The sequence below is a fragment of the Rubellimicrobium roseum genome, from assembly GCF_006152145.1.
Taxonomy (GTDB): Bacteria; Pseudomonadota; Alphaproteobacteria; order Rhodobacterales; family Rhodobacteraceae; genus Rubellimicrobium; species Rubellimicrobium roseum.
The window spans coordinates 1-25,279 of sequence record NZ_VDFV01000049.1 but is presented as its reverse complement, the minus strand read 5'-3'; the positions used below and the strand labels follow the sequence as shown (position 1 = coordinate 25,279).

Sequence of the window (25,279 nt, the reverse complement as noted above, 5' to 3'; positions counted from 1 at the left end):
TGTTCCTGTCGGCCATCGCGCTCGCAGCCGCCGTCATCTTCTGGCTGCGATAGCGAGTCCTGAGCCTAGAGGCAACCTTCCCAATGCCCCCGATCATCCGGTCCCGAGTCAGGGGCGAGTATCTGACACTAGGTTGTTGATTATCTTTGCCAGTTTGCGAGATTAATTGGAGTTGCTCGCCAGCGCCGAGCCCTCCAATAAGCAATTCCAAAGGCTTCCGAATCGAGGGTGGTAGCGCCTTTACTTCTCTGTTCTCGTTCGCAGCCGCAGCGAGTTCAATAAATCTTGACTGCGCCAGTAATAGGTAATCTAATCCAGTAGTCGCGTCAGGTAAAGCACTCGCCGCATACTGATCCCGAGCAATTCTAGCTTTGGCACTCCCTTCCTCAACGCCACGGAAAGATAAAGATAAGCTCTTCTTAAAGTGGGGCGGCAATCGATCTCGATCAGGATTTTTTTCCCGCCAGATTTCACCAGCTAATTCCCGGAGCACATCGAGGTATGCCGACACGTTTTCTAGAACATCAAGCGGCAGATTTGCATGATCAAATCTATCACCTTGAAAGCGGAGTTGGGCGAACAAATCCAGATCACCCGCTTTAGAATCAACTTCCACTTTAGCTATCCATCTTTAGCGCGCTGATAAACGCCTCCTGCGGGATGTCCACCTTCCCGAACTGGCGCATCTTCTTCTTGCCGGCCTTCTGCTTGTCCAGAAGCTTGCGCTTTCGGGTGGCGTCGCCGCCGTAGCACTTGGCGGTCACGTCCTTGCGGAGCGCCGACAGCGTCTCGCGCGCGATGACCTTGCCGCCGATGGCCGCCTGGATCGGGATCTTGAACATGTGGCGCGGGATCAGGTCCTTGAGCTTTTCGACCATCGCCCGGCCGCGCATCTCGGCCCGGTCGCGGTGGACCATCATCGACAGCGCGTCCACCGGCTCGTCGTTCACGAGGATCGACATCTTGACGAGGTTGTCCTCGCGATAGCCGGTGATCGTGTAGTCGAAGCTCGCGTAGCCCTTGGTCACCGACTTGAGCCGGTCGTAGAAGTCGAAGACCACCTCGTTGAGCGGCAGGTCATAGACCACCATCGCGCGGGAGCCGGCGTAGCTCAGGTCGAGCTGGATGCCGCGGCGGTCCTGGCAGAGCTTGAGGATGTCGCCCAGGTACTCGTCGGGGACCATGATGGTCGCCTTGATCCGCGGCTCCTCCAGGTGGTCGACGTAGGTCAGGTCCGGCATGTCGGCGGGGTTGTGCAGGTCCTTCACCTCCCCGTCCTTCATGTAGAGGTGGTAGACCACCGAGGGCGCGGTGGTGATGAGGTCGATGTTGTATTCCCGCTCCAGCCGGTCGCGGATGACCTCCAGGTGCAGGAGGCCCAGGAAGCCGCAGCGGAAGCCGAAGCCCAGCGCGGCCGAGGTCTCCATCTCGAAGGAGAAGGAGGCGTCGTTGAGGGCGAGCTTCTCGATGGCGTCGCGGAGATCCTCGAAGTCGGCGGCGTCCACAGGGAAGAGGCCGCAGAAGACCACCGGCTGCGCGGGCTTGAAGCCGGGCAGCGCCTCGGTCGCGCCCTTGCGCTCGTGCGTGATGGTGTCGCCCACGCGGGTGTCGCGGACCTGCTTGATCTGCGCGGTGAAGACGCCGATCTCGCCGGGGCCCAGCTCCTCGATGTCGACCATCTGCGGGCGCAGCACGGCGAGCTTGTCGATGGGGTAGACGGCGTTGGTCTGCATCATGCGGATGCGGTCGCCCTTGCGCAGGACGCCGTCCATGACGCGGACCATGACGACGACCCCGAGATAGGGGTCGTACCAGGAGTCCACGAGCATGGCCTTGAGCGCGGCGCTGCGGTCGCCCTTGGGCGCGGGCAGGCGCGTGACGATGGCCTCCAGCACGTCGGGGATGCCGAGGCCGGACTTGGCGGAGATGAGGACGGCGTCCTGGGCGTCGAGGCCGATCACGTCCTCGATCTGCGCCTTCACCCGGTCGGGCTCGGCCGCCGGGAGGTCGATCTTGTTGAGGACGGGCACGATCTCGTGGCCCGCGTCGAGCGCCTGGTAGACGTTGGCGAGCGTCTGCGCCTCGACCCCCTGGGAGGCGTCCACGACGAGGAGCGAGCCCTCGACCGCGCGCATGGAGCGGCTGACCTCGTAGGCGAAGTCGACGTGTCCGGGCGTGTCGATCAGGTTCAGGACGTACTGGTGGCCGTCCTTGGCCTTGTAGTCGATGCGGACGGTGTTCGCCTTGATGGTGATACCGCGCTCGCGCTCGATGTCCATGCTGTCGAGCAGCTGCTCCTTCATGTCGCGGTCGGCGACCGTCCCGGTCGACTGGATCAGCCGGTCGGCGAGGGTGGATTTCCCGTGGTCGATGTGGGCCACGATCGAGAAGTTGCGGATGCGGGAAAGCTCGGTCATGGGGCACGCTATGGGGGCGATTCCCCCAGGCGTCAATGCGCTCGCGCGCCTTGGCGGTCGCGGGCGCGTGATCGCGTTTCGGCCGGAGAAACGCAGGGGGCGGATGGTCGCAGCAGGCAGGCCCAGCCGTGAATTGCGTCCCCCCTCCGGCCCGGTCATTATGCCCACCCGGGCAGGACAGCAACGAGGCAGGCAGGTGCGGAGATTCGGACTGATCGCAGCGCTGGGCGCGCTGGTGGTCCTGGGGGGCTGCGGAGGCCGGGTGTCGGGCGACATCGGGCGGGCCTGCATGGCGGGCGGGCGCAATGCGGCGAGCCCGCAGCTCTGTTCCTGCGTCCAGGGGGTGGCGAACCAGTCGCTCTCGGCGTCAGACCAGCGACGGGCGGCGCTCTTCTTCGAGGACCCCGACCGGGCGCAGGAGACCCGTGCCTCGGACCGCGCGGGGGATGAGGCCTTTTGGCTGCGCTACAAGGCGTTCAGCCAACGCGCCGAGGCCATCTGCGGCTGATGGGGGCGCCCCTGCGGGACGCCCCCGAGGGGATCAGGCCCGGACCGCGCGGCGGCGCAGGAAGCCGAGGCCCGCGAGCGCGCCGCCCAGGAGGAAGACCCCCGCAGGCAGCGGGATGGGCGCCGGGGCGTTGGCGACGGCGAGGCCGTTCATCGAGCCGAAGGCCGTGCCGACCTCGCCCAGGAAGTTGAGGCTGGCCATCCCGCCCGCCTGGGGCAGCAGGAAGCTGTAGAGCGACTGCACGCCGCCGATGCTCAGGAGCGCATAGGCCGTGTTGTCGCCTTCCATCATCGACAGGATGTCGAAGCCGCCGACGCTGGAGATGTCGACCGCGCGGCCGTTCAGTGTGAGTTGGCTCACGGTCGAGAGCGTCCCCGCGTTGTTGCCCAGGATGGCCAGCGAGTTCGTCGCGCTGTCGAGCACGTATTGGACATTGGCCGAGGCCATGGGGACGGCGTTGGTGTAGGCGTTGGCGAAGACGCCGGGGTTGCGCCCCTCGTTGACGTCGCCCGCCACGTAGAAGAGGTCGGTGGCCTGCGTCACGGTGGCCGGCATCGCCTTGGGGTCGAAGACGAAGTTGTCGTCGTTCGTCGTCACCAGCCGCGCCGCGTCGATCACGTTGTTGAAGTCGAAGCCGGCAGCCGCGCCTTCGTTGATCCCCGGTCCCATGGCCTGAGGCGTGGCGACCCCCGTCGCGGGATCAACGAGGTAATAGCTGTTGGTGGCGCCGCTGTAGCCGTAGAGCCCGCCGGTGTTGGGCCGGACCGAAAGGTCGCTGAGGGCGAGGTCCATGCCGTCCGCCGTGGACAGCGCCACGCCGGCCAGCCCCTGCGGGTCGCCCAGGTGGCCGATGGTGACGAGCGTGGCCCCGCCGTCGCCCAGGGCGTAGCCCAGGCCCGTGGTGGCAGCCCCCGCCGCGCCGGCCATCAGGGTGGTCGCCAAAGCGGCGGCGGCAATGCGTCGTGATCTCATCTTCCACTCCCGTGATCGGGGCGCGAGCAGCTCTCGCGCCGGTCACAGTCACGGGAATGGAAACGAACAGTTTCAGAACGCCCATCACATGGGCGTGATTGCGCCCCTCATGTGGCCAAACCGAGACTCAGCCGCCATGCCCCTCGTGGCCCGCCGCCTCGGCGTCCCCCGTCAGCCGGGACTGGTCCACGGGCACCTCGAGCGCGACCTCGCCGGCCTTCTCGAAGAGGAGCGTGACGGGAACGGTGGCGCCTTCCGCGAAGGGCGGGGTGACGCCCAGGAACATCAGGTGCTCTCCGCCGCGAGCCAGGAGCAGCATGCCGCCCGCGGGCAGCTCGAGCCCACCCTCGACGGCGCGCATCCGCATCACGCCGTCCTCCTCCATGTGGGTGTGGATCTCCACGCGCTCGGCCAGGGGCGAGGTGGCGCCGACGAGCCGGTCGGGCGTCGAGCCATGGTTGTGGATCATCATGAAGACCGAGCCCGTGGGCGCGCCGGGCCGGGGCGAAAGCGCATAGGCGTCGTGGATCCCGATGTCACCCTGCTGGAGGCTGACGCCCTTCGCGGCGTCGTCATGGGCCCAGGCGGGCGCGGCAAGCAGGAGCAGCGCGGCCAGGGCGGAACGGAGGAGGACGGGCATCGGTGGCTCCCTTGGGATCGGTGGACGGGCGCGCGCCTAGCATGGCCCCCGCCGGCCCGCCATGCGGCACGCTGGCCCTTCGTCCCGGGCCCTGCTAGGGACGGAGCTCTCCCGAGGAGGTGTCTCATGGCCGACCGGACCCTGACCGGCGTGGCGCTGATGCTGGGCTTCGTCGCCACGGCACCGCTCATCGACGTGGCGTCCAAGCTCGCGGCCGAGACGGTGCCCGTGGGACAGGTCACGGCGGCGCGCTTCGTGGTGCAGGGGCTCCTCATGCTGCCGCTGATGCTGCCCTATGGACTGCGACTGCCGCCCGCGCTGCTGCCGCTGGTGGCGCTGCGGGGACTGATGCTGGTCCTGTCCACCTATGCCTTCGTGTCGGCCATCGAGGTGATGCCGCTCGCGGACGCCCTCGCCATCGTCTTCGTCATGCCCTTCATCCTGCTGATCCTGGGACGGCTCGTCTTCGGGGACGCCGTGGGACCGCGCCGCATCGTCGCCTGCCTTGTGGGCTTCGGGGGAAGCCTGCTGGTGATCCAGCCGTCGCTGGCCACCTTCGGGCTCGTGGCGCTCTGGCCGCTGGGCACCGCGGCCAGCTTCGCCGTCTACATGCTGGTGACGCGGGGCCTGTCGCCGCGGATGCTGCCGGTGCCCATGCAGTTCCACACCTCGGCCCTGGCCGTAGTCCTGTGCCTGCCGGTGCTGCTGTGGGCCGAAGGCAGCGGCCATGCGGAGCTTGACCCGGTCTGGCCGCGGGATCTCGCCTGGCTTTGGCTCTTCGGCGTGGGGCTCGCCTCGGCGGTGGCGCACATGCTGATGACGGTGGCGCTGCGCTTCGCGCCCTCGGCCACGCTCGCGCCCCTGAACTACCTAGAGATCGTGACGGCCTCGGCGCTGGGCTACCTGATCTTCGGCGACTTCCCCGACGCGCTGACCTGGGCGGGGATCGCGGTGATCGTGGGTTCGGGGCTCTACATCATCCACCGGGAGCGGCAGGCCAGCGCGGAGCGACGCGCAGCGCTCCCAGCGCCAGCGGAAGCGTCGCACGTGGCAGGATGACCAGCATCCCCGGCCCGGAGGGGCGCAGCGCGACGGGGCCGGCCGCCGCGTTCGAGGTGCCGATACGCGTGAGCGGCCCGAAGAGCAGATGATCGGTCGGCCAGACCAGGCCCCGTGACCCCACCCGGACCGGAGCCAGCGGGAAGAGCGACACCACCGTTCCCGCTTCCAGCGGCAGCTCGATCTCGGGCGGGGCGTGGAAGGCCAGCGTCGCGGGCCCGAGCAGGAGGCAGGGCCGGTCGGCGCGCAGCACGAGGCTGTGGAGCGCGGCCAGCTCGTGGTCCAGCCGCCCCCCGGCGAAGCCCAAGGCCAGTACGGCGGGCGCCTCGATCCGGGTGAGCGCCTTGTCGAAGTCGGTGGTCTCCTGCTCGGCCACCCTGTGCAGGCGGTCGGCGAAGGCGCGCGCGGCCTCGGGCGGCAGGCTGTCCATGTCGCCGATCACCGCGACGGGCGACAGGCCCAGCGCCAGAGCCGTGGTGGCACCGCCGTCGGCTGCAACCAGGACGGGAGCGAGCCCAAGAGCGTGCATCAGGTCGGCTCTCGGCGCTCCGGCGCCGCCGATCAGGGTCACAGGTTCATCGCTATGGACGATGGGGGGTGGGTTCATGGATTGTCCCCCCTCCAGACGGGGCGCCGCGAAAGTGTCACGAAAGAGCCCCCGCCCTTCCGCGGCTCGGCAAGCATGCTGCGCCAATTGCGCGTCATGCCTTTGATCCTGTAAGACAAAAAAGAGAGCAAGGGATGGCCGACACAACCAGAGGCCTCCAAGTCACGATTGGGGACGTCACCTACAGCCTGGAGGGATTCGACGACCCGGTCGAGGCCTTGGCCGTAATTTCGGACTACCTTCGTGGCCTGGAGGCGCAGGGCTCGGGGGAGGGGCCCGGCGACCCGGTGGCGCTGCGCCGGGCGCTGGAACAGGTCCGCGACCTGGGTCCGGGACGCACGGCGGGTCCGGCGCGCGCCGGGCGGCAGCGGCTTCCCGACCTCGGCGCCGAGGGGGACGCGGCGCTGAACCGCATGATCTCGCGCGCCGACCGCCAGCTCGCGACGCCCGAGGCCACGCGCAAGCGCCTTTCGCTGGCCAACCAGAAGGCCGCCGTCGCCGCCACCCGCGCCGACCGCGCCCTGGGGACGGGTCGCAAGGGCGAGCCCCTGGCCGAGCCGTTCCGCGACGACCTGCGCCAGGTCGGGCCGGCCCGCGCGCGGCCCGAGGAGCCGGCGGCCGGGCGCGGGCCGGCCCCCCTGCCCGCGCGTGACGCGGCCTTCGCGGACTTCGTGGCCCGGGCGGGCCTGTCGGATCTGCCCGACCTCATCGACGCCGCGACGGCCTGGCTCGTGCGCGAGGGGACGGGCGCGGTCACGCGCTCGCGCATCCTGAGCCTCGCCGCGCGCATCATGACCGATCCGCCCGAGCGGGCCGACGCGCTTCGCTGCTTCGAGGCGCTCCTGCGCGACGGCCGCATCGCACGGGTCGGCGGCGACCGCTTCGCGACCGGGCCCGAAAGCCGCTTCGCGGGCCTCTAGGTGGGCTGAGGCCCTCAGCTCCGGGGCGTCTTGTCCGGGTCCTCGCGCCCGACGCCCCGGAACACCGACCGGAAGGGCAAGGCCCAGAGAAGGCCCAGCCCCACGAAGATCACGAACTCCAGCCACCAGGCCGGGCGGCCCAGCCGCTCGCGCGCCCAGTCCGCGAGCGTGACCGCCAGCACCACGTAGACCGGCAGGCCCACGAGCAGGATGACATAGGTCCAGATGCGCCGGGCGCGGTAGCTCAGGGCCATAGGCTGTCCTTCAGTCCGCGAAGGGATCGGTCACGAGAATGGTGTCCTCGCGCTCGGGGCTCGTGGAAACCAACGCGACGGGGCACTGGATCAGTTCCTCGATGCGGCGGACGTACTTGATGGCCTGCGCGGGCAGGTCGGCCCAGGAGCGGGCGCCCGCGGTGGAGGCGTTCCAGCCCTCGATGGTCTCGTAGATGGGCTTGCAGCGCGCCTGCTGGTCGGCGGCGGTGGGCAGGTAGTCCAGCCGCTCGCCGTCGAGGTCGTAGGCCACGCAGATCTTCAGCTCGGGCAGCCCGTCCAGCACGTCCATCTTGGTCAGCGCGATGCCGTTCACGCCCGACAGCGCGCAGGTCTGGCGCACCAGCACCGCGTCGAACCAGCCGCAGCGGCGGTTGCGGCCCGTGACTGTGCCGCGCTCGTGGCCCACGGTGCGCAGATGCTCGCCCACCTCGTCGAACAGCTCGGCCGCGAAGGGTCCCTCGCCCACCCGCGTCGTGTAAGCCTTCACGATGCCCAAGACGAAGCCCACGCTGGCGGGCCCGAGCCCCGTGCCGGTGGCGGCCTGCCCTGCCAGCGTCGTGGAGGAGGTCACATAGGGATAGGTCCCGAAGTCCACGTCGAGGAGCGAGCCCTGCGCGCCCTCGAAGAGGATGCGCTTGCCCGCCCGACGGGCCTCGTTCAGCACCTTCCACACGGGGGCGGCGTAGGGTCGCAGCTTGGGCGCGATCTCGTCGAGCTGGGCGCGCAGCGCCTCGCCGTCCACCTCGGGCAGCGACAGGCCGCGGCGCAGCGCGTTGTGGTGCGTGAGCAGCCGCTCGATGCGGGTCGCGAGCGTCGCCGGGTCGAAGAGGTCGGCCACGCGGATCGCGCGCCGGCCCACCTTGTCCTCGTAGGCGGGGCCGATGCCGCGGCCCGTGGTGCCGATCTTGGCCACCGCCGTGCTGCTTTCGCGCGCGCGGTCCAGCTCGCCGTGCAGCGGCAGGATGAGGGGCGCGTTCTCGGCGATCATCAGGTTGTGCGGACCGACGCGGACCCCCTGCGCGGCGATCTTCTCGATCTCGGACACCAGCGCCCAGGGGTCGAGCACGACGCCGTTCCCGATCACCGACATCTTGCCGTCGCGCAGGATGCCCGAGGGCAGCAGCGACAGCTTGTAGGTCACCCCGCCGATGACCAGCGTGTGGCCCGCGTTGTGGCCCCCCTGGAAGCGCGCGATGACGTCGGCCCGCTCGGACAGCCAGTCGACGATCTTGCCCTTCCCCTCGTCGCCCCACTGAGCGCCCACGACGACGACGTTGGCCATGCCGGATTCCCTTCTCGCAAACCGCGCCCCCTATAGCGGCGGCGCGAGCGGGGGGGAAGCCGTGCGCAGAGATGGCTTGCGGGCGGGCGCTCCCCCCTTTAGAAGCGCCCCGTTCCGGCCCCAGGGAAACCGCACCATGGAAACCGTCGCCCTTGTCATCCTCCTCCTGCTCGCGCTTGCGCTGATCGGGGTGGTGCTGCTCCAGCGCTCCGAAGGGGGCGGCTTGGGCATGGGCGCGGGCGGCGTGATGAGCGGCCGGGCGCAGGCCAATGCGCTCACGCGCGTGACCTGGATCCTGGGCGCGGGCTTCATGGCGATGTCGGTGGTGATGACGATCCTGGCCGCGCAGCAGTCGGCCGGGTCCTCGGTGGTGGACCAGATCAACCCGAACGCGGCCGATGCGGACGAGTCCCCGGCCCTGCCCGACCTGGGCGGCGACGGCAGCCTCCTGCCCCCGCCCGCGAGCGACGCGCCCCTGGTCCCGCAGGGCGACTGAGGCATCTCACGCATCGCCGGTTGCGCACGCGGGGCGCTTCCGGCTAGACCAGAATCCCGTGGCGGCGTCACCCCAGGTGCGCCGGACCTGATTCCATTGTCCGATCCCACGGGGGCTTCACTCATGGCGCGCTACATCTTCATCACCGGCGGCGTGGTGTCCTCGCTGGGCAAGGGGCTCGCCTCGGCGGCGCTGGGGGCGCTCCTGCAGGCGCGCGGCTACACGGTGCGGCTGCGCAAGCTCGACCCCTACCTGAACGTCGATCCGGGCACGATGAGCCCCTTCGAGCACGGCGAGGTCTTCGTGACCGACGACGGGGCCGAGACGGACCTCGACCTCGGCCACTACGAGCGCTTCACCGGCGTCTCGGCGCGGCGGACCGACTCCATCTCCTCGGGGCGGATCTACTCCAACGTGCTGGAGAAGGAGCGCCGCGGCGACTACCTGGGCAAGACGATCCAGGTGATCCCGCACGTGACCAACGAGATCAAGGACTTCCTCGCGATCGGCGACGACGAGGTCGACTTCCAGCTTTGCGAGATCGGCGGCACGGTCGGCGACATCGAGGGCCTGCCCTTCTTCGAGGCCATCCGCCAGTTCACCCACGAGCGCCCGCGCGGCCAGTGCATCCTGATGCACCTGACGCTGCTGCCCTACCTGGCGGCGAGCGGGGAGCTGAAGACCAAGCCCACGCAGCACTCGGTCAAGGAGTTGCAGTCCATCGGCCTCGCCCCCGACGTGCTGGTCTGCCGGTCCGAGCATCCGATCCCCGAGCGGGAGCGCGAGAAGATCGCGCTCTTCTGCAACGTCCGGAAGGAGGCGGTGATCGCCGCCTACGACCTCAAGTCGATCTACGAGGCGCCCCTCGCCTACCACCGCGAAGGCCTCGACCAGGCGGTGCTCGACGCTTTCGGCATCTCGCCCGCGCCCAAGCCGAACCTGTCGCGCTGGCACGATGTGATGGACCGCATGAACAACCCCGAGGGCGAGGTGAAGATCGCCGTCGTGGGCAAGTACACGCAGCTCGAGGACGCCTACAAATCCATCGCCGAGGCGCTGACCCATGGCGGCATGGCGAACCGGGTCAAGGTCCGGGCCGAGTGGGTCTCCTCCGAGCTCTTCGAGCGAGAGGACCCGGCGCCCTTCCTGGAGGACTTCGACGCCATCCTCGTGCCCGGCGGATTCGGCGAGCGCGGGACGGAAGGCATGATCGCCGCCGCCAAGTTCGCGCGCGAGCACAAGGTGCCTTATCTGGGCATCTGTCTCGGCATGCAGCTTGCGGTCATCGAGGCCTCGCGCAACGTGGCCCAGGTGACCAATGCGGGGTCGGAGGAGTTCGACCACGAGGCCGGCAACAAGCGCTTCACGCCGGTCGTCTACCACCTCAAGGAATGGGTGCAGGGCAACCGCGTGGTCGAGCGCAAGATCACCGACGAGAAGGGCGGCACGATGCGGCTGGGCGCCTACACGGCGCATCTCCAGCCGGGGTCGCTGGTCTCCGACGTCTATGGTGCCACCGAGATTGAGGAGCGCCACCGCCACCGCTACGAGGTGGACACGGCCTTCCGCGACAAGCTGGAGTCCTGCGGGCTCTGCTTCTCGGGGATGTCGCCCGACGGCCGCCTGCCCGAGATCGTGGAATGGAAGGACCATCCCTGGTTCATCGGCGTCCAGTTCCACCCCGAGCTGAAGTCCAAGCCGTTCCAGCCGCACCCCCTCTTCGCGGGCTTCGTGAAGGCGGCGGTGGAGTCCGCGCGGCTGGTGTGACCGTTCAGGCGCGGCCGGGATGGTCCGCGCCCGTTCGACGCCTACACTGCTTTGGGCCGGCCTCGGGCGCGCAGACGTCCGGCCGGCGTGCAGAGCCAGCAGGGAGGACGAAGATGGCCGCATTCCTGATCGCCCAGGTCAAGGTGACGAACGATTCCTGGGTTCCCGACTACGCGGCCCGCGTGCATGACATCGCGGCCCGGCACGGCGGCCGCTACCTGTCGCGCAGCGGCAACTTCCACGTGTTGGAGGGCGAGCGGCCCGATCTCACGCTGATGGCGATCATCCAGTTCCCCGACGTGCAGGCCGCACAGGCCTTCGCGAGCGACCCCGACTACGCGCCTTTCGTGCAGGCGCGGCAGGCGGGCAGCGAGAGCACCTTCTTCGTGGTCGACGACACCGACCTGGCCGGAGCGATCCCCTACCTGCCCAAGGCGGGCGGCTGAGGCTCAGAACTCGAAGACGAAGCGCCGGGTGACGAGCAGGCTCGCGGTGAACTGGTCGTCCTCCTGCGTGATCGGGCTGTCGGCGGCGTCGTTCAGCAGCCGCTCGTAGCGGATCCGGCCGCGCAGGCCCCAGCTCTCGGTCAGGGCGTAAGTCGAGACGGCCTCGATCCCGGCCGAGAGCAGGCCCCCTTCTGCGTCGAAGCCCTCGAAGCCGGGCGTGCCATCGGGCACGCTGAAATAGGTGTCGGCGTAGTCCTCGCTCCCGAAGAGCACGCGCGGCCCGGCGCGGAAGCCGAGCCGCTCGGTGGGCTGCGCGACGAGGTTGAGGCCCAGTTCCCCGACCCAGGACTCGTGGCCGCCCAAGCCGTAGCGGGCCACGGCAAAGGCCTCCCAGCCGGGCTGGGCGTAGCTAAGGCCGCCGCCCAGCTCGAAGCTGGTGTCGATCTCCGGCAAGCCCGCCAGTTCCTCGTACTCCTCGCCGTTCCGTTCCGGGACGTAGCGGAAGGAACCACGGAATCCGAGGCCCTGCGACCGTGCAGCGGCGTCGTCACGGCCGAGGCGCACGCCTCCGAAGCTCAGGAAAGGCGCGCGAAGACTCAGGTCGAAGCCCGGCGCCAGCTCGTCCGAGCCGAAGTAGCCGGGCACCGCCTCGATCCCCGCCCCGAAGGTGAAGGCGAGGCGCGATCCTCCGCCGGAGTCGGCCGACTGCGCCAGCACGGGCAGCGGCGCCAGGACGGCCAGCAAGACGACGGCGCGGAGCATCGAGATGTCCCTCCCAAGGGTACTTACCCGTGAGGCTAGGACGATCCCGCGGCCCGTCCATACCGGACCGATGGAACCTAGGTCGGGCAGTCAGGCCCAGGGGGGCTGGCGCCCCGGATCCGTCGCGGAACCGCCTCAGCCGTCCTGACGCAGGCGCGCGTTGGTCGGGTCGTAGGGGCTGTCCTCGGCCACGACCGCATCCCACAGCTCGCGCAGCATCCGGACCTTGAGCTTCGTGCCCGGCACGGCCAGCTCGGGCCGCACGTAGCCCATGCCGATCGACTTGCCGAAGGCCACCGAGTAGCCGCCCGAGGTCAGTCGGCCGACCTTCTCGCCCTCGGGCGTGTAGAGCGCCTCGCGGCCCCAGGGATCGGCGTCCGACGGCCCGTCGATCAGGACGGTCACGCATTTGGAGCGGACGCCCAGGGCCTCCATGGCGGCCTTGCCGCGGAAGTCCTTGGTCATGTCCACGAAGCGCGGCAGGTCGGCCTCGATCGGGGTCGCGTCGCGGCCCAGCTCGTTGCCGAAGGCGCGGTAGCTCTTCTCCTGCCGGAGCCAGTTCTGGGCCCGGGCGCCCACCAGCTTCAAGCCATGCGCCTCGCCCGCCTTCGTCAGCAGGTCAAAGAGGTGGTTCTGCATCTCGATCGGATGATGCAGTTCCCAGCCCAGCTCCCCGGTGTAGGCCACGCGGATCGCCTGCACGGGGACCATGCCCAGCTCGATGCGGCGCGACGACAGCCAGGGGAAGCGCTTGTTCGACAGCGCCGTGGCGGGGTCCGCGTCCTTGATGACGGCCTTGAGCAGGTCGCGCGAGTTTGGACCGGCCAGCGCGAAGACGCCCCATTGCGTGGTGACGTCCTGCACCTCGATGCGGCCGAAGGTCGGCTCCATGTCCTCGACGGACTTGCGCAGGTAGTCGCCGTCGTAATCGGCCCAGGCGCCGGCCGAAACGAGGTAGTAGTCGTCCTCGCCGATCCGCACGATAGTGTATTCGGTCCGCGTCGTGCCCGCATCGGTCAGGGCGTAGGTCAGGTTGATGCGACCGACCTTGGGCAGCTTGTTCGTGGTGAACCAGTCGAGGAAGGCCGTGGCGCCCGGCCCCTTCACCCGGTGCTTGGCGAAGGCGGTGGCGTCGATCATCCCCACCGTCTCGCGGATCGCCTTGGCCTCGTCCACGGCATATTGCCACCAGCCGCCGCGGCGGAAGCTGCGGGTGTCGTGGTCGAAGCCTTCGGGCGCGTCCAGGGGCCCGAAGTAGGTGGGCCGCTCCCAGCCGTTGATCTGGCCGAACTGCGCGCCGCGCGACTTCTGCCGGTCATAGGCCGGGGAGGTCCGCAGCGGGCGCGCGGCCGGGCGCTCCTCGTCGGGGTGGTGCAGGATGAAGACGTGGTCGTAGGCTTCCTCGTTCTTCCGCGCCGCGTATTCGGTGGTCATCCAGCCGCCGAAGCGCTTGGGGTCGAGCGAGGCCATGTCGATCTCGGCCTCGCCGTCCACCATCATCTGCGCGAGATAGTGGCCCGTGCCGCCCGCGGCGGTGATGCCGAACGAGAAGCCCTCGGCCAGCCACATGTTGCGCAGCCCCGGCGCCGGGCCCACGAGCGGGTTGCCGTCGGGCGTGTAGCAGATCGGGCCGTTGTAGTCGTCCTTGAGCCCCACCGTCTCCGAGGACGGGATGCGGTGGATGAAGCTCATGTACTCGGTCTCGATCCGGTCGAGGTCGAGCGGGAAGAGGTCGGCGCGGAAGCTGTCCGGCACGCCGTATTCGAAGCAGGCCGGAGCGTTGCGCTCGTAGGGCCCCAGGATCCATCCGCCGCGCTCCTCGCGCACGTACCACTTGGCGTCGGCGTCGCGCAGCACCGGGTGCTGCGGGTTGGTCGAGCGCCACTGGACCAGCGCCGGGTCCTGCTCGGTCACGATGTACTGGTGCTCGACGGGGATCGCCGGGATCTTGATGCCCAGCAGCCGCGCGGTGCGCTGGGCGTGGTTGCCGGTGGCGGTGACGACGTGCTCGGCCCGGATCACCTCGCGGTCCTCGGTCGGGATCAGGTTGCCGCCCCGGTCCTCCATGCGCGTGACCGACACGCGCCAGTGGTCGCCCGCCCACTGGTAGCCGTCCACCTGCCACTTGCGCTCGATGGTGACGCCGCGCTGGCGGGCGCCCTTGGCCATGGCCATCGTGACGTCGGCGGGGTTGATGTAGCCGTCCTGCGGGTGGAACAGCGCGCCCTTCAGGTCCTCGGTCCGCACCAGCGGCCAGCGGTCCTTGATCTCCTTGGGGCTCAGGAACTCGTGGTGGACGCCCGCAGTCTCGGCGGTGGTCGAGTACAGCATGTACTCGTCCATCCGGTCCTGCGTCTGCGCCATGCGCAGGTTGCCCACGACGAAGAACCCGGCGTCGAGCCCCGTCTCGGCCTCAAGCGACTTGTAGAAGTCGACCGAGTACTTGTGGATGTGGGTGGTGGCGTAACCCATGTTGAAGAGCGGCAGGAGGCCCGCCGCGTGCCAGGTCGAGCCCGAGGTCAGCTCGTCCCGTTCCAGCAGCATCGTGTCCCAGCCGCGCTTCGCCAGATGGTAGGCGATGCCGGTCCCGACCGCGCCGCCTCCCACCACGAGCGCCTTCACCTCGGTCCTGAGCGTCGCCATAGCCTGTCCCCTGCCTGTCCGCGCCCTTCTCTGCGCCGTGGGCGGGAATAGGGCTCGGACGCATTCGACGCAACGCGGGGCGAAAGCGACCCCGCAGCGTCGTGAACGGGCGCGTCAGTCGCCCGAGCGGCAGCGGCGCACGCCCGCCTCGATCGCGCAGGAGAAGTCGCCCGAGCCGCCGAGGCCCTCGGCGCCGTGGCGCACCGCCGGCGGCTTGCGAGTCTCCTCGGCACCCTCGGCCTCCGGCGCGGGCTCTAGGGGCTCTGCGGGCGGCTCGGAGGCCGGGGCCGGCGCGCCCTCCACCGGGGTGGCGGTGGGGGCAAGGTTCCGAACGGCCTCGAAGGGCGCGGCTTCGATCAGGGACGAGGCCGCGGCGGCGGCTGCGGCCAGCCCGGCCACCGGTCCGGCCGGAGCGGCGGCGGGCGGCGGCTCGGCCACGAACTGCCGGTAGGCCATCATGCCCCCGGCGCCCAGCGCCAGCAGAAGGCCGGGAACGATGACGTAAAGCGGTTGTCGGATCATGAGCCCTCCGGACCTGTCGCGCCTGCGCGCATGGCAGACGATCGGGGCCCGACCATGGCCGAACCGCGGCACCCCTGGACCAAGGCTGGTCGTCCGCGCCGGTGGCCTTGGCTCATCCACCGGACCCCGGAGGGCGGGTGCGGCAGGTTTTCCCGCCTTGCCGCGGTCGCAATCCGGCGTCACGTAGTTGCCGCCGCCCAGACGGGGGCGGCGTCATTTCGAACAGGATCATTCATGACGCCCGACAAGATCGCCTTGGTCCAGGACAGCTTTCGCAAGGTCGTTCCCATCGCCGGCCTGGCTGCCGACATCTTCTACGACCGCCTCTTCGAGACCACACCCGAGGTTCGCTCCCTCTTCCCGGCCGACATGGCCGAGCAGAAGGGCAAGCTCGTGCAGATGCTCGCCATCGCCGTGAACGGCCTGACGAAGCTCGACGAGATCGTTCCGGCCGTCGAGGGCCTGGGCCGCCGCCACGGCGGCTACGGCGTGACGCCCGCGCATTACGACGCCGTGGGTGCGGCGCTCCTCCACATGCTAGGCCAAGGTTTGGGCGAGGCGTTCACTCCCAAGGTCGAAGCCGCCTGGGCCGAGACCTACGCCCTCCTCGCCGGCGTGATGATCGCCGCGCAGGAGAAGGCCGCCGCCTGACGCCCGGCGGGGGCGCCCTTGCTGCGCCCTCGCCCGCTCACTAAGACGTGACGCGGGAGGGCGCCGCCATGCAGACCTGCGAGACCGTCGGCGCCATGCGCGCGCTGCGCCGGGGCTGGACCGGAACGGTCGCCCTCGTGCCCACGATGGGGGCGCTGCACGCCGGTCACATGGCGCTGGTGGCCGAGGCCCGACGGCGCGCCGACCACGTCGTGGCCTCCATCTTCGTGAACCCCACGCAGTTCGGCGACCCCAGGGACCTCGACGCCTATCCGCGCACGCTCGACGCCGACCGGGCGATGCTGGAGGCCCGGGGCGTCGACGCGCTGTTCCTGCCATCCGTGTCCGAGATGTATCCCGAGGGCGACGAGACGATCGTCGAGGCCACGCGCCTGTCCGGCCTGTTCCACGGCGCGGTGCGGCCCGGCCATTTCCGGGGCGTGGCGACGGTGGTGACCAAGCTCCTCAACATCGTGCAGCCGACCCATGCGCTCTTCGGCGAGAAGGACTACCAGCAGCTCGCCGTGATCCGCCGCATGGTCCGCGACCTGCACCTCCCCGTGGAGATCGTGGGCCACCCCACCATGCGCGAGCCCGACGGCCTCGCCATGTCCTCGCGCAACATCCGCCTGAGCCCCGAGGCGCGACAGGCGGCGCTGGTCCTTTCCCGCGCGCTCGACCGCGCCGAGGCGCTGGCCGCCGACGGCGCGGCGGTGGAGCGCATCGCCGAGGAGATCCGCGAGACCATCGGCGCCGAGCCACGGGCCATGCTCAGGGGCCTCGACATCGTGGACGCGGAGAGCTTCCTTCCCGTGGTGCGCTACCTGACGAAACGCGCCGGGATCATGATCTCGGCCGAGGTCGGGGGCGTGCTGCTGATCGACCAGCGCGAGATCGAGCCCAAGGAGACGCGATGAGCACCGAGCCCCAAGCCCCCGTCCGCCGCATCACCGTGCCGCAGATCCGCGCCCGCAAGGGCGGCGATCCCATCGTCTCGCTGACCTCCTACCACGCCCACACGGCGGCCATCGTGGACCGCCACGCCGAGATCATCCTCGTGGGCGACAGCCTCGGCATGGTCATGCACGGGATGGAGACGACCGTGGGCGTGCCGCTCGAACTCATGGTCATGCACGGCCGCGCGGTCGTGCGGGGGACGCGGCGGGCGCTCGTGGTGGTGGACATGCCCTTCGGCACCTACGAGGAAAGCCCCAACATGGCCTTCCGCCACGCCGCCCACATCATGAAGGAGACGGGCTGCGGCGCGGTGAAGCTGGAAGGCGGCGCCCGCATGGGCGAGACGATCCGCTTCCTGACCGAGCGCGGCATCCCCGTCATGGCGCATATCGGCCTCACGCCCCAGTCCTCGCACGTCATGGGCGGCTTCAAGACCCAGGGGCGGCAGGAAGACACCTGGCCGCTCCACGAGAACGACGCCAAGATCGTGGCCGAAGCCGGCGCCTTCTCGGTCGTGCTGGAGGGGATGGTCGAGCCGCTCGCCGCGCGGATCACGGCGCAATGCCCGATCCCCACCATCGGCATCGGCGCCTCGCCCGCCTGCGACGGGCAGATCCTCGTGCTGGAGGACATGCTGGGCCTTTCGCCCCGCCCGCCGAAGTTCGTGAAGGTCTACGGCCGGCTCGGGGACCAGATCGAGGAGGCGGTCCGGTCCTACGCCGAGGACGTCCGCGCCCGCGCCTTTCCCACCGAGGACCAGGTCTACCGCTGAAACGAGAAAGGCCCCCGCGAGGGGGCCTTTCCGCGGTCGTTGCGGCGTCAGACCGGGGGACGGCCCCGGATCGCCCGTGCGATCATCGCGATCACGAAAAGCGCGATGAAGACGAAGAAGATGATCTGCGCGATCCCCGCCGAGGCCGAGGCGATGCCGCCGAAGCCGAAGAGCGCGGCGATGAGCGCGATGACAAGGAAGGTGACGGCCCATCCGAGCATGGTTTTCTCCTTTCGGAAACAGGCGTTTGATGATGCAACTCGCCCCCCGCGCGCCCGGTTCCGAGCGCCCGGCCCCGGCGTTCACAAAGCCGTGGGCCGTGACTAACCTGCATCGCGCACCGCAACGGAGATCCCCATGACCGCCACCGCCCGCACCGTCGTCATCCGCCAGCAGGGCGGCCCCGAGGTCCTCGAATTCGAGGATCGCCCCGTGGGCGAGCCCGGCCCGGGCGAGGTGCGCCTCCGGCACCACGCGGTGGGGCTCAACTTCATCGACCTCTACCAGCGCTCGGGGCTCTACAAGATACCGCTCCCGGCGCCGCTGGGCCAGGAGGCCGCAGGCGTCGTCGAGGCCGTGGGCGAGGGCGTGACGCATGTGAAGGAGGGCGATCGCGTCGCCTATGGCGGCGGGCCCGCCGGGGCCTATGCCGAGGCGCGGGTCATGCCCGCGGGCGCCGTGGTCCGACTGCCCGACGCGATCTCCTTCGAGGACGGCGCGGCGGCGATGCTCAAGGGCCTGACGGTGCAGTTCCTGTTCCGGCGCACCGTGCCCCTCGCGGCCGGGGACACCGTCCTGCTGCATGCGGCAGCCGGCGGCGTGGGGCTCCTCGCCTGCCAGTGGGCGCGCTCCGAGGGCATCCGGCTCATCGCCACGGCGGGGTCCGCCGAGAAGTGCCGCCTCGCGCTCGACCACGGCGCGGCCGAGGCCATCGACACCAGCGCGTCCGACTTCGTGGCCGAGGTGAAGCGGCTCACGGGCGGGCGCGGCGTGGACGTGGTGATGGACAGCGTGGGCAAGGACACGTTCGAGGGCTCGCTCGACTGCCTGCGCCCGCTGGGCATGATGATCTCGTTCGGCGCCTCCAGCGGCAAGGTGCCGCCCTTCGACCTCCTGACCCTGATGGCCAAGGGCTCGCTCAAGCTCACCCGGCCCTCGCTTTTCACCCATATCGCCGATCCCGCGACCTGCCGCGAGATGGCGGCGGACCTGTTCGCCAAGATGGCGGACGGCTCGGTCAGGGTCCGCATCGGCCAGCGCTTCCGGCTGGACGAGGTGGCCGAGGCGCACCGGGCGCTCGCCGCCCGCGCCACCACGGGCTCGACGGTGCTGATCCCCTGAGGTCCGCCCCGATCCGCCGCGAGAAAGCCCCGGCGCCGACGCGGCGGCGCCACCGGCTGTCGTGCATCTGCGCGAACCGCAGGGAGGAGTGGCGATGAGGTGGAGGACGGGCCCGGCTGTTCTGGCGGCGCTGCTGGCCACGACGCCGGTGGCAGGCGCGACGGAGACCGAGGGCTGCGCGGCCATCGCCGCGGACGCGGAGCGGCTGGCCTGCTTCGACGCCCAGTTCGGTGAGCGGGTCCACGCGGACGAAGGCGCGGCTCTCCCGGCCGACACGGGACGGTGGACGATCCGCACGGGCGTCTCGCCCATGACCGACGAGACCTCGGTGTTCCTGGGCCTCGACAGCCAGAACCCCATCCCCTCGCCCTTCGGTGGCATCGCTCCGGGCGTCCTGATGCTGCGCTGCCAGGAGAACACGACGGCGGCCTTCGTCAGCTTCAACGACAACGTCATGGCCGACCTCCAGGGTCAGGGCCGCGTCGAGTACCGGATCGACGACCAGCCGATGGCCCGCCTCGGGATGAGCGCCAGCCCGAACGGCCTGGCGCTCGGCCTCTGGACCGGCGGGCGCTCCATCCCCTGGATCACGTCGCTGATCGGGCACGAGCGCCTGGCCCTGCGGGCCACGCCGCTCCGGGCGTCGCCCCTGACGCTCACCTTCGACCTCTCGGGGCTGGAGGCGGCCATCGTCGGGCTGCGCGAGACCTGCGGCTGGTAGCGCCGGGCCGGGTTGGCCGCTCCCCGATCCGCGCTTTGCCCTCCGGGGTGTTGCGCGGACCGGGGGAGGACCGTTCGGTGGTCGAAGGATTCGTTAACCTGTCTGCGGCATCCTGGGCCGCATGAGAGCCGAATCCGCCGCGGGGCCGCCCCGCCTAGTCCAGGGCCCGATCCAGATGCGTGTAGCCCCCGTCCGGGAACAGCCATTGCCCCGTCGTGTGGCTCGCCCGCTCCGACAGGAGGAACGCCACCGTGTCCGCGATCTCGCGCGGGGTGGTCATGCGGTGGCCCAGCGGGATGCGCGCGGTGATGCGGCCTTCCTCCGCGCGGGAATCGGGCTGTGCGTCGAGCAGACGGCGGTAGAGCGGGGTCATCACCTCGGCCGGGACCACGGCGTTGACCCGGACGCCGAAGGGCGCCAGCTCCGCCGCCCATTCCCGCGTGAGGCCCAGTTGCGCCGCCTTGGCCGCGACATAGGCCGAGGTGCCCCCCTGCCCCGTGAGGGCCGTCTTGGAGCTGACGTTCACCACCGCGCCGCGGGCCTCCCGAAGATCGGGCAGCAGATGATGGAGCAGCGTGTAGTAGTGCAGGAGATTCGCATCGAGGCTCCGCCGGAACGCATCGGGGCCCGCGTCGAGCCCCACGCGGTCGTTGGCCCCTGCGTTGTTCACCAGCCCGTCCACCCGCCCCCAGCGGGCGCGGACCTCGGCCACGGCCTGCGCGCAGTCCTCGTCGCGCGAAAGGTCCGCCCGCACCCAGCCAGCCCGCGCGCTCCGCGCCTGCAAGCGCGCCAGGAACTCCGCCTCGGGCTCGCGCCGCGCGAGGATCACGGGCACCGCCCCTTCCTCGGCCAGCACCTCGCTCACCGCCGCGCCGATGCCCGAGGCACCGCCCGTGACGACGACCACCCTGTCCCGAAGCTCCAGGTCCATGCCGATCCCTTTCCTGCCCTCGGCCAAGGAGAAGCCTCTCCGCCCGACTGTCAACGGGCCGTCACCGTCGCGCCCCGAGCACACCCTTGGGCGGGCGATGGCGCAGGTCCAGCCCTTGCGCTTTCGGCAGGGGCGCGACCGTGGCAGGTTGCGGGACGATGGACGGGGCGGGACTCCCCGGGCAGATGGCATCGAGGGCGGCATGACGGCTGGGACGGCGAGATTCCTGGGGCTGGCGCTGTCAGCGACCCTGGTGGCGGCCTCGCCGGGCCAAGCCGAGCTTCGTCCCGTGGCCCGCCCTACAGACCTGACAATTCCCGCACCCGAGGAGATCGTGGTACCCGCTTCCAGCGACCCCGTCCCCGACGCCCCGCCGCCGCCGAGCGTGGGGCCCGAGACCGGGTTGCCCCTGCCCCGCTTCGTGTCGCTCAAGACCGACGAGGGCAACGCCCGCCGCGGCCCGGCGCTCGACCAGCGGATCGACTGGGTCTTCGTGCGCGAGGACATGCCGCTGCGCATCACCGCCGAATACGGCCACTGGCGTCGGGTGGAGGATCGCGAAGGGCTGGGCGGCTGGGTCCACTACTCGCTCCTGTCCGGGACGCGGACGGTAATCGTGGACCAGGAACGGCTGCCCCTCCGCATCCGCCCCGAGGACAACGCGACGGCGGTGGCGCTGCTCGAGGCCGGGGTGATCGCCCGGCTCGAAGCCTGCGAGGCCGGCTGGTGCCGGATCACCGCGGGCGGCTATGGCGGCTGGGCGCCGAAGCCCGCGCTCTGGGGCGTCCTGCCCGACGAGGTTCTCGACTAGGCTGCCGGAGGGGTCTAGGGGGACGCGCATGAGCGCCGTCCCCTTCCAAGAGCCCGAGTCGCATGGGCGCCTGAACCTCTCGGCGGGGCTGGCCTCGGTCAGCGTGGCCCTGATCCTCGTGCTCCTGAAGCTCTGGGGACTGGGCCAGACGGGGGCCTTGTCCATCGCCGCGACCTTGGTCGACTCGGCCATGGACCTGCTGATGTCGGCCGGGGGACTCCTTGCCATCGTCTACGCCGCCAAGCCCGCCGACGAGGATCACGCCTTCGGCCACAGCTCGGCCGAGGACTTGGCCGCGCTGATGCAGTCGGTCTTCATCCTGGTCTCGGCGGGGGTCATCGCGGTCGCCTCACTGCGGCGCCTGCTGGCGGCCGAGCCGCCCGAGATCATGGCCGAGGGCGCAGGCGCCCTGGTGCTCGGGGCCTCGGTGATGCTGACGGCGGGGCTCGTGCTTTGGCAGCGGCGCGTGGTGCGGCGGACGGGTAATGCCGTGGTCGCGGCCGACTCGGTCCATTACATCGGCGACCTGATCCCTTCGGTCGGGGGTCTCCTGGCGCTCTGGGCCTCGGCCGCCTTCGGGCTTACGCGGATCGACTCGGTGGTCGCGCTGGCGGCGGCGGGGCTCATGGCTCTGGGGGCGTTCGGGATCGGGCGGCGGGCCTTCGACGCGCTGATGGACCGGCGGGCGGACCCCGCGATCATCGCCGGCATCGCCAGGATCGTGGAGCGCTTTCCCGGCGTCCGCGGCTTCCATGACCTCAAGACCCGGACCGCCGGAAGCCGCATCTTCGTCAACCTGCACATCGAGCTCGATGGCAGGCAGACCCTGGACGAAGCCCATGCCATCAGCGCGGCGCTCCGGCGCGAGATCGTCCGGGCCTATCCCCAAGCCGACGTGCTGATCCACAAGGACCCGGTGGGCGTGACGCGGCACCCCGAGGACCCGCGCGACTGACCCGCCCGGGTCCGGCCGGCTCGGTCAGGCGTCGTCCTCGCCGAACAGGCGTCCACGTTCGGCCACCAGCACGCAGGCCACGGCGGCCGCGCCCAGGACGAAGTAACCTGCAACGGTGGGCACCACCGTGCCGTCGAACTGCTGCCCGACATAGCCGCCGAGCAGCGCCCCCCCGAGGGTCTGGATGAAGCCGAAGACCGAAGACGCCGTGCCCGCCACCGCTCCCAGAGGCTGGAGCGAGAGCGAATTCATATTGGAAGCCGCCCAACCGAACATGAACATGACGCCCGACAGCAATCCCAGGAAGAGCCAGAGCGGCGGATGGCCCTCCAGCAGGAGGCTGGCGAGAAGCAGCAAGCCGCTGAGGCCGGTGAAGGCCAGGATGGCGAGGTGCGACAGGCGCCGCATCCCCCAGATCCGCACGATGCGCGAGTTGAGGAAGGACGACACCGCCATCAGCGCCGCGACGAAGGCAAAGGCCGCCGGGAACCACACACCCAGCCCGTAGATGTCGACGTAGATCTGCTGCGCCGTGCTGATGAAGCCGAAGAGCGCCCCGAAGGTGCAGGTCCCCGCCATGGCGTACCAGAAGGCCATCCGGTTCCCCACCACGATGCGGAAGCCGCCGAAGATTGCCGCCGCCGTGAAGGGCCGCCGCCGCTCAGGCTCCAGCGTCTCGGGCAGCCGAAGGAAAGCCCAGGCGCCGAAGGCCAGCGCAAGGGCGCCCATGAACAGGAAAATGCTTTGCCAGGGGCCGAAGGCCATCAGCACCTCGCCCATGCCGGGCGCCACGACGGGGATGACCATGAAGACCATGAAGGCCAGCGACATGACCTCGGCCATGGCGCGGCCCTCGAAGCGGTCGCGCACCACGGCGGTCGCGATGACGCGCGTGCTGGCGGCCCCAAGGCCCTGGACGAAGCGCAGCGCGAGCAGGACCCCAAAGGTCGGCGAGAAGGCGGCCGCCACGGCGGCGAGGATGTAGAGGCCGATGCCCAGGAGGAGCGGCAGGCGCCGACCAAAGCGATCCGAGAGCGGGCCGATCAGGAGCTGCCCCACGCCGAAGCCCAGCATGTAGATCGAGACCACGAACTGGCGGTGATTCTCGTCCGCGACCGCCAGAGCCTCGCCCATGTGCGGCAGGGCCGGCAGCATGACGTCGATGGCGAGCGCGTTGAGCGACATGATCGCGGCGATGAGCGCGACGAATTCGGGACGGGAAAGCGCCCCCACGAGTGGCTTCTGCATGGAATATCCGAAAGGAAAGGTTGTGGTATGGCCGCCGCGCGGAGGCTGCCCGGGGCAAGCTAGGCTGGCCCTGCGCGTCGTCGAGCAGCAAACGATGTGTCATGGCGAAAGCGCGAAGGCAACGCAGGCCAGCCATGAAGCTGCTGCATGGCGAGCGCCCGATCCAGATCATGATAAGGAACTGAGAGCGGAAAACTTCCGATGAAGTGGTGCCCGGGGGCGGATTCGAGCTTGATCAACACACCCTTGATCTTCTTGGATGAATCTATCGGTCGACCTCGCTTGTACCCCAGATTCTACCCCGGGGCCCGCCTGCTAGAGCTGCTGCCTTCTTTGATAGCGTAATGTCAGCCCTGCAGACTGCTTCTGTCAAACTCACCGTTGGAGTTCGCCAAGGTGGTCTCAGGCTACAAACTTGGATCCACCTCCGCTGTGAGTTTGGACGCTCAGTCCGTCTCCGATCCTCGTTCTTAGAAGTTGGAGGTCGGATCCGTCCTTGTCCAATCGTTCAAGGTCCTCTTGCCTCAATCTTACGACGTGGATGTACCGATCCGCCCGGCGCTCCGGCCATCGGATATCAGGCTCAAGCTTCCAGCCTTCCTTCAGGGAGGGTCCCTCGCTTGAGTTCTCCCATAACCATTCGATCCGTCGTCCGAGCGGAGCTAGATCCCGCAGTGGATCCCATGACCAATATACTGTGAACGCGCTGTTCTCTGCTTCGACGAGAAGGGCCATGAGATACCGGTCGGGATGGAGTTCAGCCTTCTCCCGCTCCAGCTCGGACCAGTAGAGCCGCTCTGCGCTAAGGCACTTCACCTCTATATGCCACTCCTCTCCATTGCGCGACAGCAGCATGTCGGTTTCGCGGAGTTGGTCGTCACGCATATTCGCTAGGCAGGTCCAGTCTGGGCCAAGGAGAGACACGATCTGCTGCATGAGCCAGGCCTCGGCGCGCATGCCGCGGACCGCAGCTGCACTTGCTACCTCGGCGGCCTTGTGTCTGATTTGAGATCGATCGTTGTCCTGATCTCGTCCACTGCCGAAAAGTTTCCGACGGACTAGCCTACGCTCCGCCCTGCTTCCATCTGACCGGTGGACACTACTTTCGGCTTCGGTGCGACGGCTTGAAGGCGCCTCTGAGCTGTTACTTCCTCGGCTTTCTTCAGCCTCCTCGTCTTGATCGAGCGAGGCGTCTTCGTACTGCTCGTCTTCGCTTCCAGAAAGCTCATTGTCGGACGTGGATCGCAAGCTAACGCTGCTGTCCTCGGGTTCCTTCGTCGCGCTTGGCCCGCTTTCCTCTTCTTCGACCTCCTCGAGGTCGTGAAGTGCTTCTCTGATCCGGTAGCCAGGTATGCCATCCTCGGCGAGGATAGCCTCGATCTCAGGGCGTCTGGCCCCCAGCACCCTCGCAAAACGATACTTCAGGTCCGGCGCATGCATTCCAAATGGTTCAGCGAGTGCCGCGGCAACGGCTTCCCAGACGTTGGGAGCCTGAAGGCTGATCAGGGCGTTGTTGCGCAACTCGAGTTGAGGCCGAGTTCGCCCCTTTCCCCTCGAGGTCAGGCGACGCGCGTGA

The 25,279-nt window shown here is 69.5% G+C and carries 27 protein-coding genes; 13 read left to right on the top strand and 14 right to left on the bottom strand.

Going from position 1 to position 25,279, the window contains the following annotated elements; translation table 11 throughout:
* Both FHG71_RS19440 and lepA read right to left on the bottom strand, forming a co-directional pair.
* On the bottom strand, nucleotides 1-616 hold a 616-nt coding region (locus FHG71_RS19440), incomplete at its 3' end, for a hypothetical protein (RefSeq protein ID WP_218014164.1).
* A 1-nt stretch (nucleotide 617) separates the two neighbouring features.
* A complete protein-coding gene (lepA, locus tag FHG71_RS19435) occupies nucleotides 618-2,417 on the bottom strand; it encodes a translation elongation factor 4 (RefSeq protein ID WP_139083357.1) in 1,800 nt (599 codons plus the stop codon).
* A 196-nt stretch (nucleotides 2,418-2,613) separates the two neighbouring features.
* Between lepA and FHG71_RS19430 the strand changes: the two genes are divergently transcribed.
* Nucleotides 2,614-2,925, top strand: a complete 312-nt coding sequence (locus FHG71_RS19430) for an arginine transporter (protein WP_246045523.1) — start codon at nucleotides 2,614-2,616, stop codon at nucleotides 2,923-2,925.
* 33 nt (nucleotides 2,926-2,958) lie between these two features.
* Here FHG71_RS19430 and FHG71_RS19425 read toward each other — a convergent pair whose 3' ends face one another.
* Together FHG71_RS19425 and FHG71_RS19420 are read right to left on the bottom strand one after the other, a co-directional pair.
* Nucleotides 2,959-3,897, bottom strand: coding sequence for a DUF4394 domain-containing protein (locus FHG71_RS19425; protein WP_139083356.1), 939 nt, complete (start codon nucleotides 3,895-3,897; stop codon nucleotides 2,959-2,961).
* Nucleotides 3,898-4,024: 127 nt separating this feature from the next.
* Nucleotides 4,025-4,537 (bottom strand): copper chaperone PCu(A)C, encoded by a 513-nt coding sequence (locus tag FHG71_RS19420; RefSeq protein ID WP_139083355.1) that lies wholly within the window; start codon nucleotides 4,535-4,537, stop codon nucleotides 4,025-4,027.
* A 126-nt stretch (nucleotides 4,538-4,663) separates the two neighbouring features.
* On the opposite strand from FHG71_RS19420, the gene FHG71_RS19415 reads away from it, so the two are divergent.
* Nucleotides 4,664-5,596, top strand: coding sequence for a DMT family transporter (locus FHG71_RS19415; protein ID WP_246045522.1), 933 nt, complete (start codon nucleotides 4,664-4,666; stop codon nucleotides 5,594-5,596).
* Here the strand turns inward: FHG71_RS19415 and FHG71_RS19410 are convergent.
* A complete protein-coding gene (locus FHG71_RS19410; protein ID WP_139083354.1) occupies nucleotides 5,514-6,203 on the bottom strand; it encodes a thiamine pyrophosphokinase in 690 nt (229 codons plus the stop codon). The two genes, FHG71_RS19415 and FHG71_RS19410, sit on opposite strands and share 83 nt — an antisense overlap.
* 134 nt (nucleotides 6,204-6,337) lie before the next feature.
* On the opposite strand from FHG71_RS19410, the gene FHG71_RS19405 reads away from it, so the two are divergent.
* Nucleotides 6,338-7,123, top strand: a complete 786-nt coding sequence (locus tag FHG71_RS19405) for a hypothetical protein (protein ID WP_139083353.1) — start codon at nucleotides 6,338-6,340, stop codon at nucleotides 7,121-7,123.
* Between the two features lie 14 nt (nucleotides 7,124-7,137).
* Here the strand turns inward: FHG71_RS19405 and FHG71_RS19400 are convergent, their stop codons facing one another.
* Together FHG71_RS19400 and FHG71_RS19395 are read right to left on the bottom strand one after the other, a co-directional pair.
* The gene (locus FHG71_RS19400) at nucleotides 7,138-7,377 is read right to left on the bottom strand and encodes a DUF2842 domain-containing protein (protein ID WP_139083352.1); all 240 of its coding nucleotides are present in this window, start codon (nucleotides 7,375-7,377) and stop codon (nucleotides 7,138-7,140) included.
* A gap of 10 nt (nucleotides 7,378-7,387) precedes the next feature.
* Nucleotides 7,388-8,680: an adenylosuccinate synthase gene (locus FHG71_RS19395; protein ID WP_139083351.1), complete on the bottom strand. Its 1,293-nt coding sequence runs from the start codon at nucleotides 8,678-8,680 to the stop codon at nucleotides 7,388-7,390.
* A 136-nt stretch (nucleotides 8,681-8,816) separates the two neighbouring features.
* Between FHG71_RS19395 and secG the strand changes: the two genes are divergently transcribed.
* From secG to FHG71_RS19380, 3 genes are all read left to right on the top strand, one after another.
* Complete coding sequence (secG, locus tag FHG71_RS19390; RefSeq protein WP_139083350.1) at nucleotides 8,817-9,176, top strand: preprotein translocase subunit SecG; 360 nt, start codon at nucleotides 8,817-8,819, stop codon at nucleotides 9,174-9,176.
* Between the two features lie 123 nt (nucleotides 9,177-9,299).
* Nucleotides 9,300-10,943, top strand: coding sequence for a CTP synthase (locus FHG71_RS19385; protein WP_139083349.1), 1,644 nt, complete (start codon nucleotides 9,300-9,302; stop codon nucleotides 10,941-10,943).
* Nucleotides 10,944-11,056: 113 nt separating this feature from the next.
* Complete coding sequence (locus tag FHG71_RS19380; protein ID WP_139083348.1) at nucleotides 11,057-11,389, top strand: DUF1330 domain-containing protein; 333 nt, start codon at nucleotides 11,057-11,059, stop codon at nucleotides 11,387-11,389.
* Between the two features lie 3 nt (nucleotides 11,390-11,392).
* Here the strand turns inward: FHG71_RS19380 and FHG71_RS19375 are convergent, their stop codons facing one another.
* The 3 genes from FHG71_RS19375 to FHG71_RS19365 form a co-directional block, all read right to left on the bottom strand.
* On the bottom strand, nucleotides 11,393-12,151 hold the full coding sequence (locus FHG71_RS19375; RefSeq protein WP_139083347.1) for a MipA/OmpV family protein: 759 nt from the start codon (nucleotides 12,149-12,151) through the stop codon (nucleotides 11,393-11,395).
* A 135-nt stretch (nucleotides 12,152-12,286) separates the two neighbouring features.
* Nucleotides 12,287-14,794: a GcvT family protein gene (locus FHG71_RS19370; protein ID WP_139083346.1), complete on the bottom strand. Its 2,508-nt coding sequence runs from the start codon at nucleotides 14,792-14,794 to the stop codon at nucleotides 12,287-12,289.
* Between the two features lie 114 nt (nucleotides 14,795-14,908).
* On the bottom strand, nucleotides 14,909-15,316 hold the full coding sequence (locus FHG71_RS19365; protein ID WP_139083345.1) for a hypothetical protein: 408 nt from the start codon (nucleotides 15,314-15,316) through the stop codon (nucleotides 14,909-14,911).
* Between the two features lie 234 nt (nucleotides 15,317-15,550).
* Here FHG71_RS19365 and FHG71_RS19360 point away from each other — a divergent pair, with 234 nt between their 5' ends.
* The 3 genes from FHG71_RS19360 to panB all read left to right on the top strand — a co-directional run bounded on the left by FHG71_RS19360 (nucleotide 15,551) and on the right by panB (nucleotide 17,696).
* Entirely contained in the window at nucleotides 15,551-15,967 is a 417-nt protein-coding gene (locus FHG71_RS19360; RefSeq protein ID WP_139083344.1) for a globin family protein, read from the top strand.
* A gap of 68 nt (nucleotides 15,968-16,035) precedes the next feature.
* Entirely contained in the window at nucleotides 16,036-16,884 is an 849-nt protein-coding gene (panC, locus tag FHG71_RS19355; RefSeq protein ID WP_139083343.1) for a pantoate--beta-alanine ligase, read from the top strand.
* A complete protein-coding gene (panB, locus tag FHG71_RS19350) occupies nucleotides 16,881-17,696 on the top strand; it encodes a 3-methyl-2-oxobutanoate hydroxymethyltransferase (RefSeq protein WP_139083342.1) in 816 nt (271 codons plus the stop codon). Before panC ends, panB begins: the two co-directional genes overlap by 4 nt.
* A gap of 47 nt (nucleotides 17,697-17,743) precedes the next feature.
* On the opposite strand, the gene FHG71_RS19345 is transcribed toward panB, so the two are convergent.
* The gene (locus FHG71_RS19345) at nucleotides 17,744-17,917 is read right to left on the bottom strand and encodes a DUF1328 domain-containing protein (protein WP_139083341.1); all 174 of its coding nucleotides are present in this window, start codon (nucleotides 17,915-17,917) and stop codon (nucleotides 17,744-17,746) included.
* Nucleotides 17,918-18,053: 136 nt separating this feature from the next.
* Between FHG71_RS19345 and FHG71_RS19340 the strand changes: the two genes are divergently transcribed.
* Complete coding sequence (locus FHG71_RS19340; protein WP_139083340.1) at nucleotides 18,054-19,037, top strand: quinone oxidoreductase family protein; 984 nt, start codon at nucleotides 18,054-18,056, stop codon at nucleotides 19,035-19,037.
* A 94-nt stretch (nucleotides 19,038-19,131) separates the two neighbouring features.
* Nucleotides 19,132-19,758, top strand: a complete 627-nt coding sequence (locus tag FHG71_RS19335) for a type VI secretion system-associated protein TagO (RefSeq protein WP_139083339.1) — start codon at nucleotides 19,132-19,134, stop codon at nucleotides 19,756-19,758.
* Nucleotides 19,759-19,912: 154 nt separating this feature from the next.
* Here the strand turns inward: FHG71_RS19335 and FHG71_RS19330 are convergent, their stop codons facing one another.
* Complete coding sequence (locus tag FHG71_RS19330; protein WP_139083338.1) at nucleotides 19,913-20,689, bottom strand: L-fucose dehydrogenase; 777 nt, start codon at nucleotides 20,687-20,689, stop codon at nucleotides 19,913-19,915.
* Between the two features lie 202 nt (nucleotides 20,690-20,891).
* Between FHG71_RS19330 and FHG71_RS19325 the strand changes: the two genes are divergently transcribed.
* Entirely contained in the window at nucleotides 20,892-21,500 is a 609-nt protein-coding gene (locus tag FHG71_RS19325) for an SH3 domain-containing protein (protein ID WP_139083337.1), read from the top strand.
* 28 nt (nucleotides 21,501-21,528) lie between these two features.
* Nucleotides 21,529-22,455: a cation diffusion facilitator family transporter gene (locus FHG71_RS19320; RefSeq protein ID WP_139083336.1), complete on the top strand. Its 927-nt coding sequence runs from the start codon at nucleotides 21,529-21,531 to the stop codon at nucleotides 22,453-22,455.
* Nucleotides 22,456-22,479: 24 nt separating this feature from the next.
* On the opposite strand, the gene FHG71_RS19315 is transcribed toward FHG71_RS19320, so the two are convergent.
* Together FHG71_RS19315 and FHG71_RS19310 are read right to left on the bottom strand one after the other, a co-directional pair.
* Nucleotides 22,480-23,703 (bottom strand): multidrug effflux MFS transporter, encoded by a 1,224-nt coding sequence (locus FHG71_RS19315; protein ID WP_139083335.1) that lies wholly within the window; start codon nucleotides 23,701-23,703, stop codon nucleotides 22,480-22,482.
* 402 nt (nucleotides 23,704-24,105) lie between these two features.
* Nucleotides 24,106-25,279 (bottom strand): DUF3883 domain-containing protein (locus tag FHG71_RS19310; protein WP_218014163.1); only part of this gene is annotated, 1,174 nt, incomplete at its 5' end.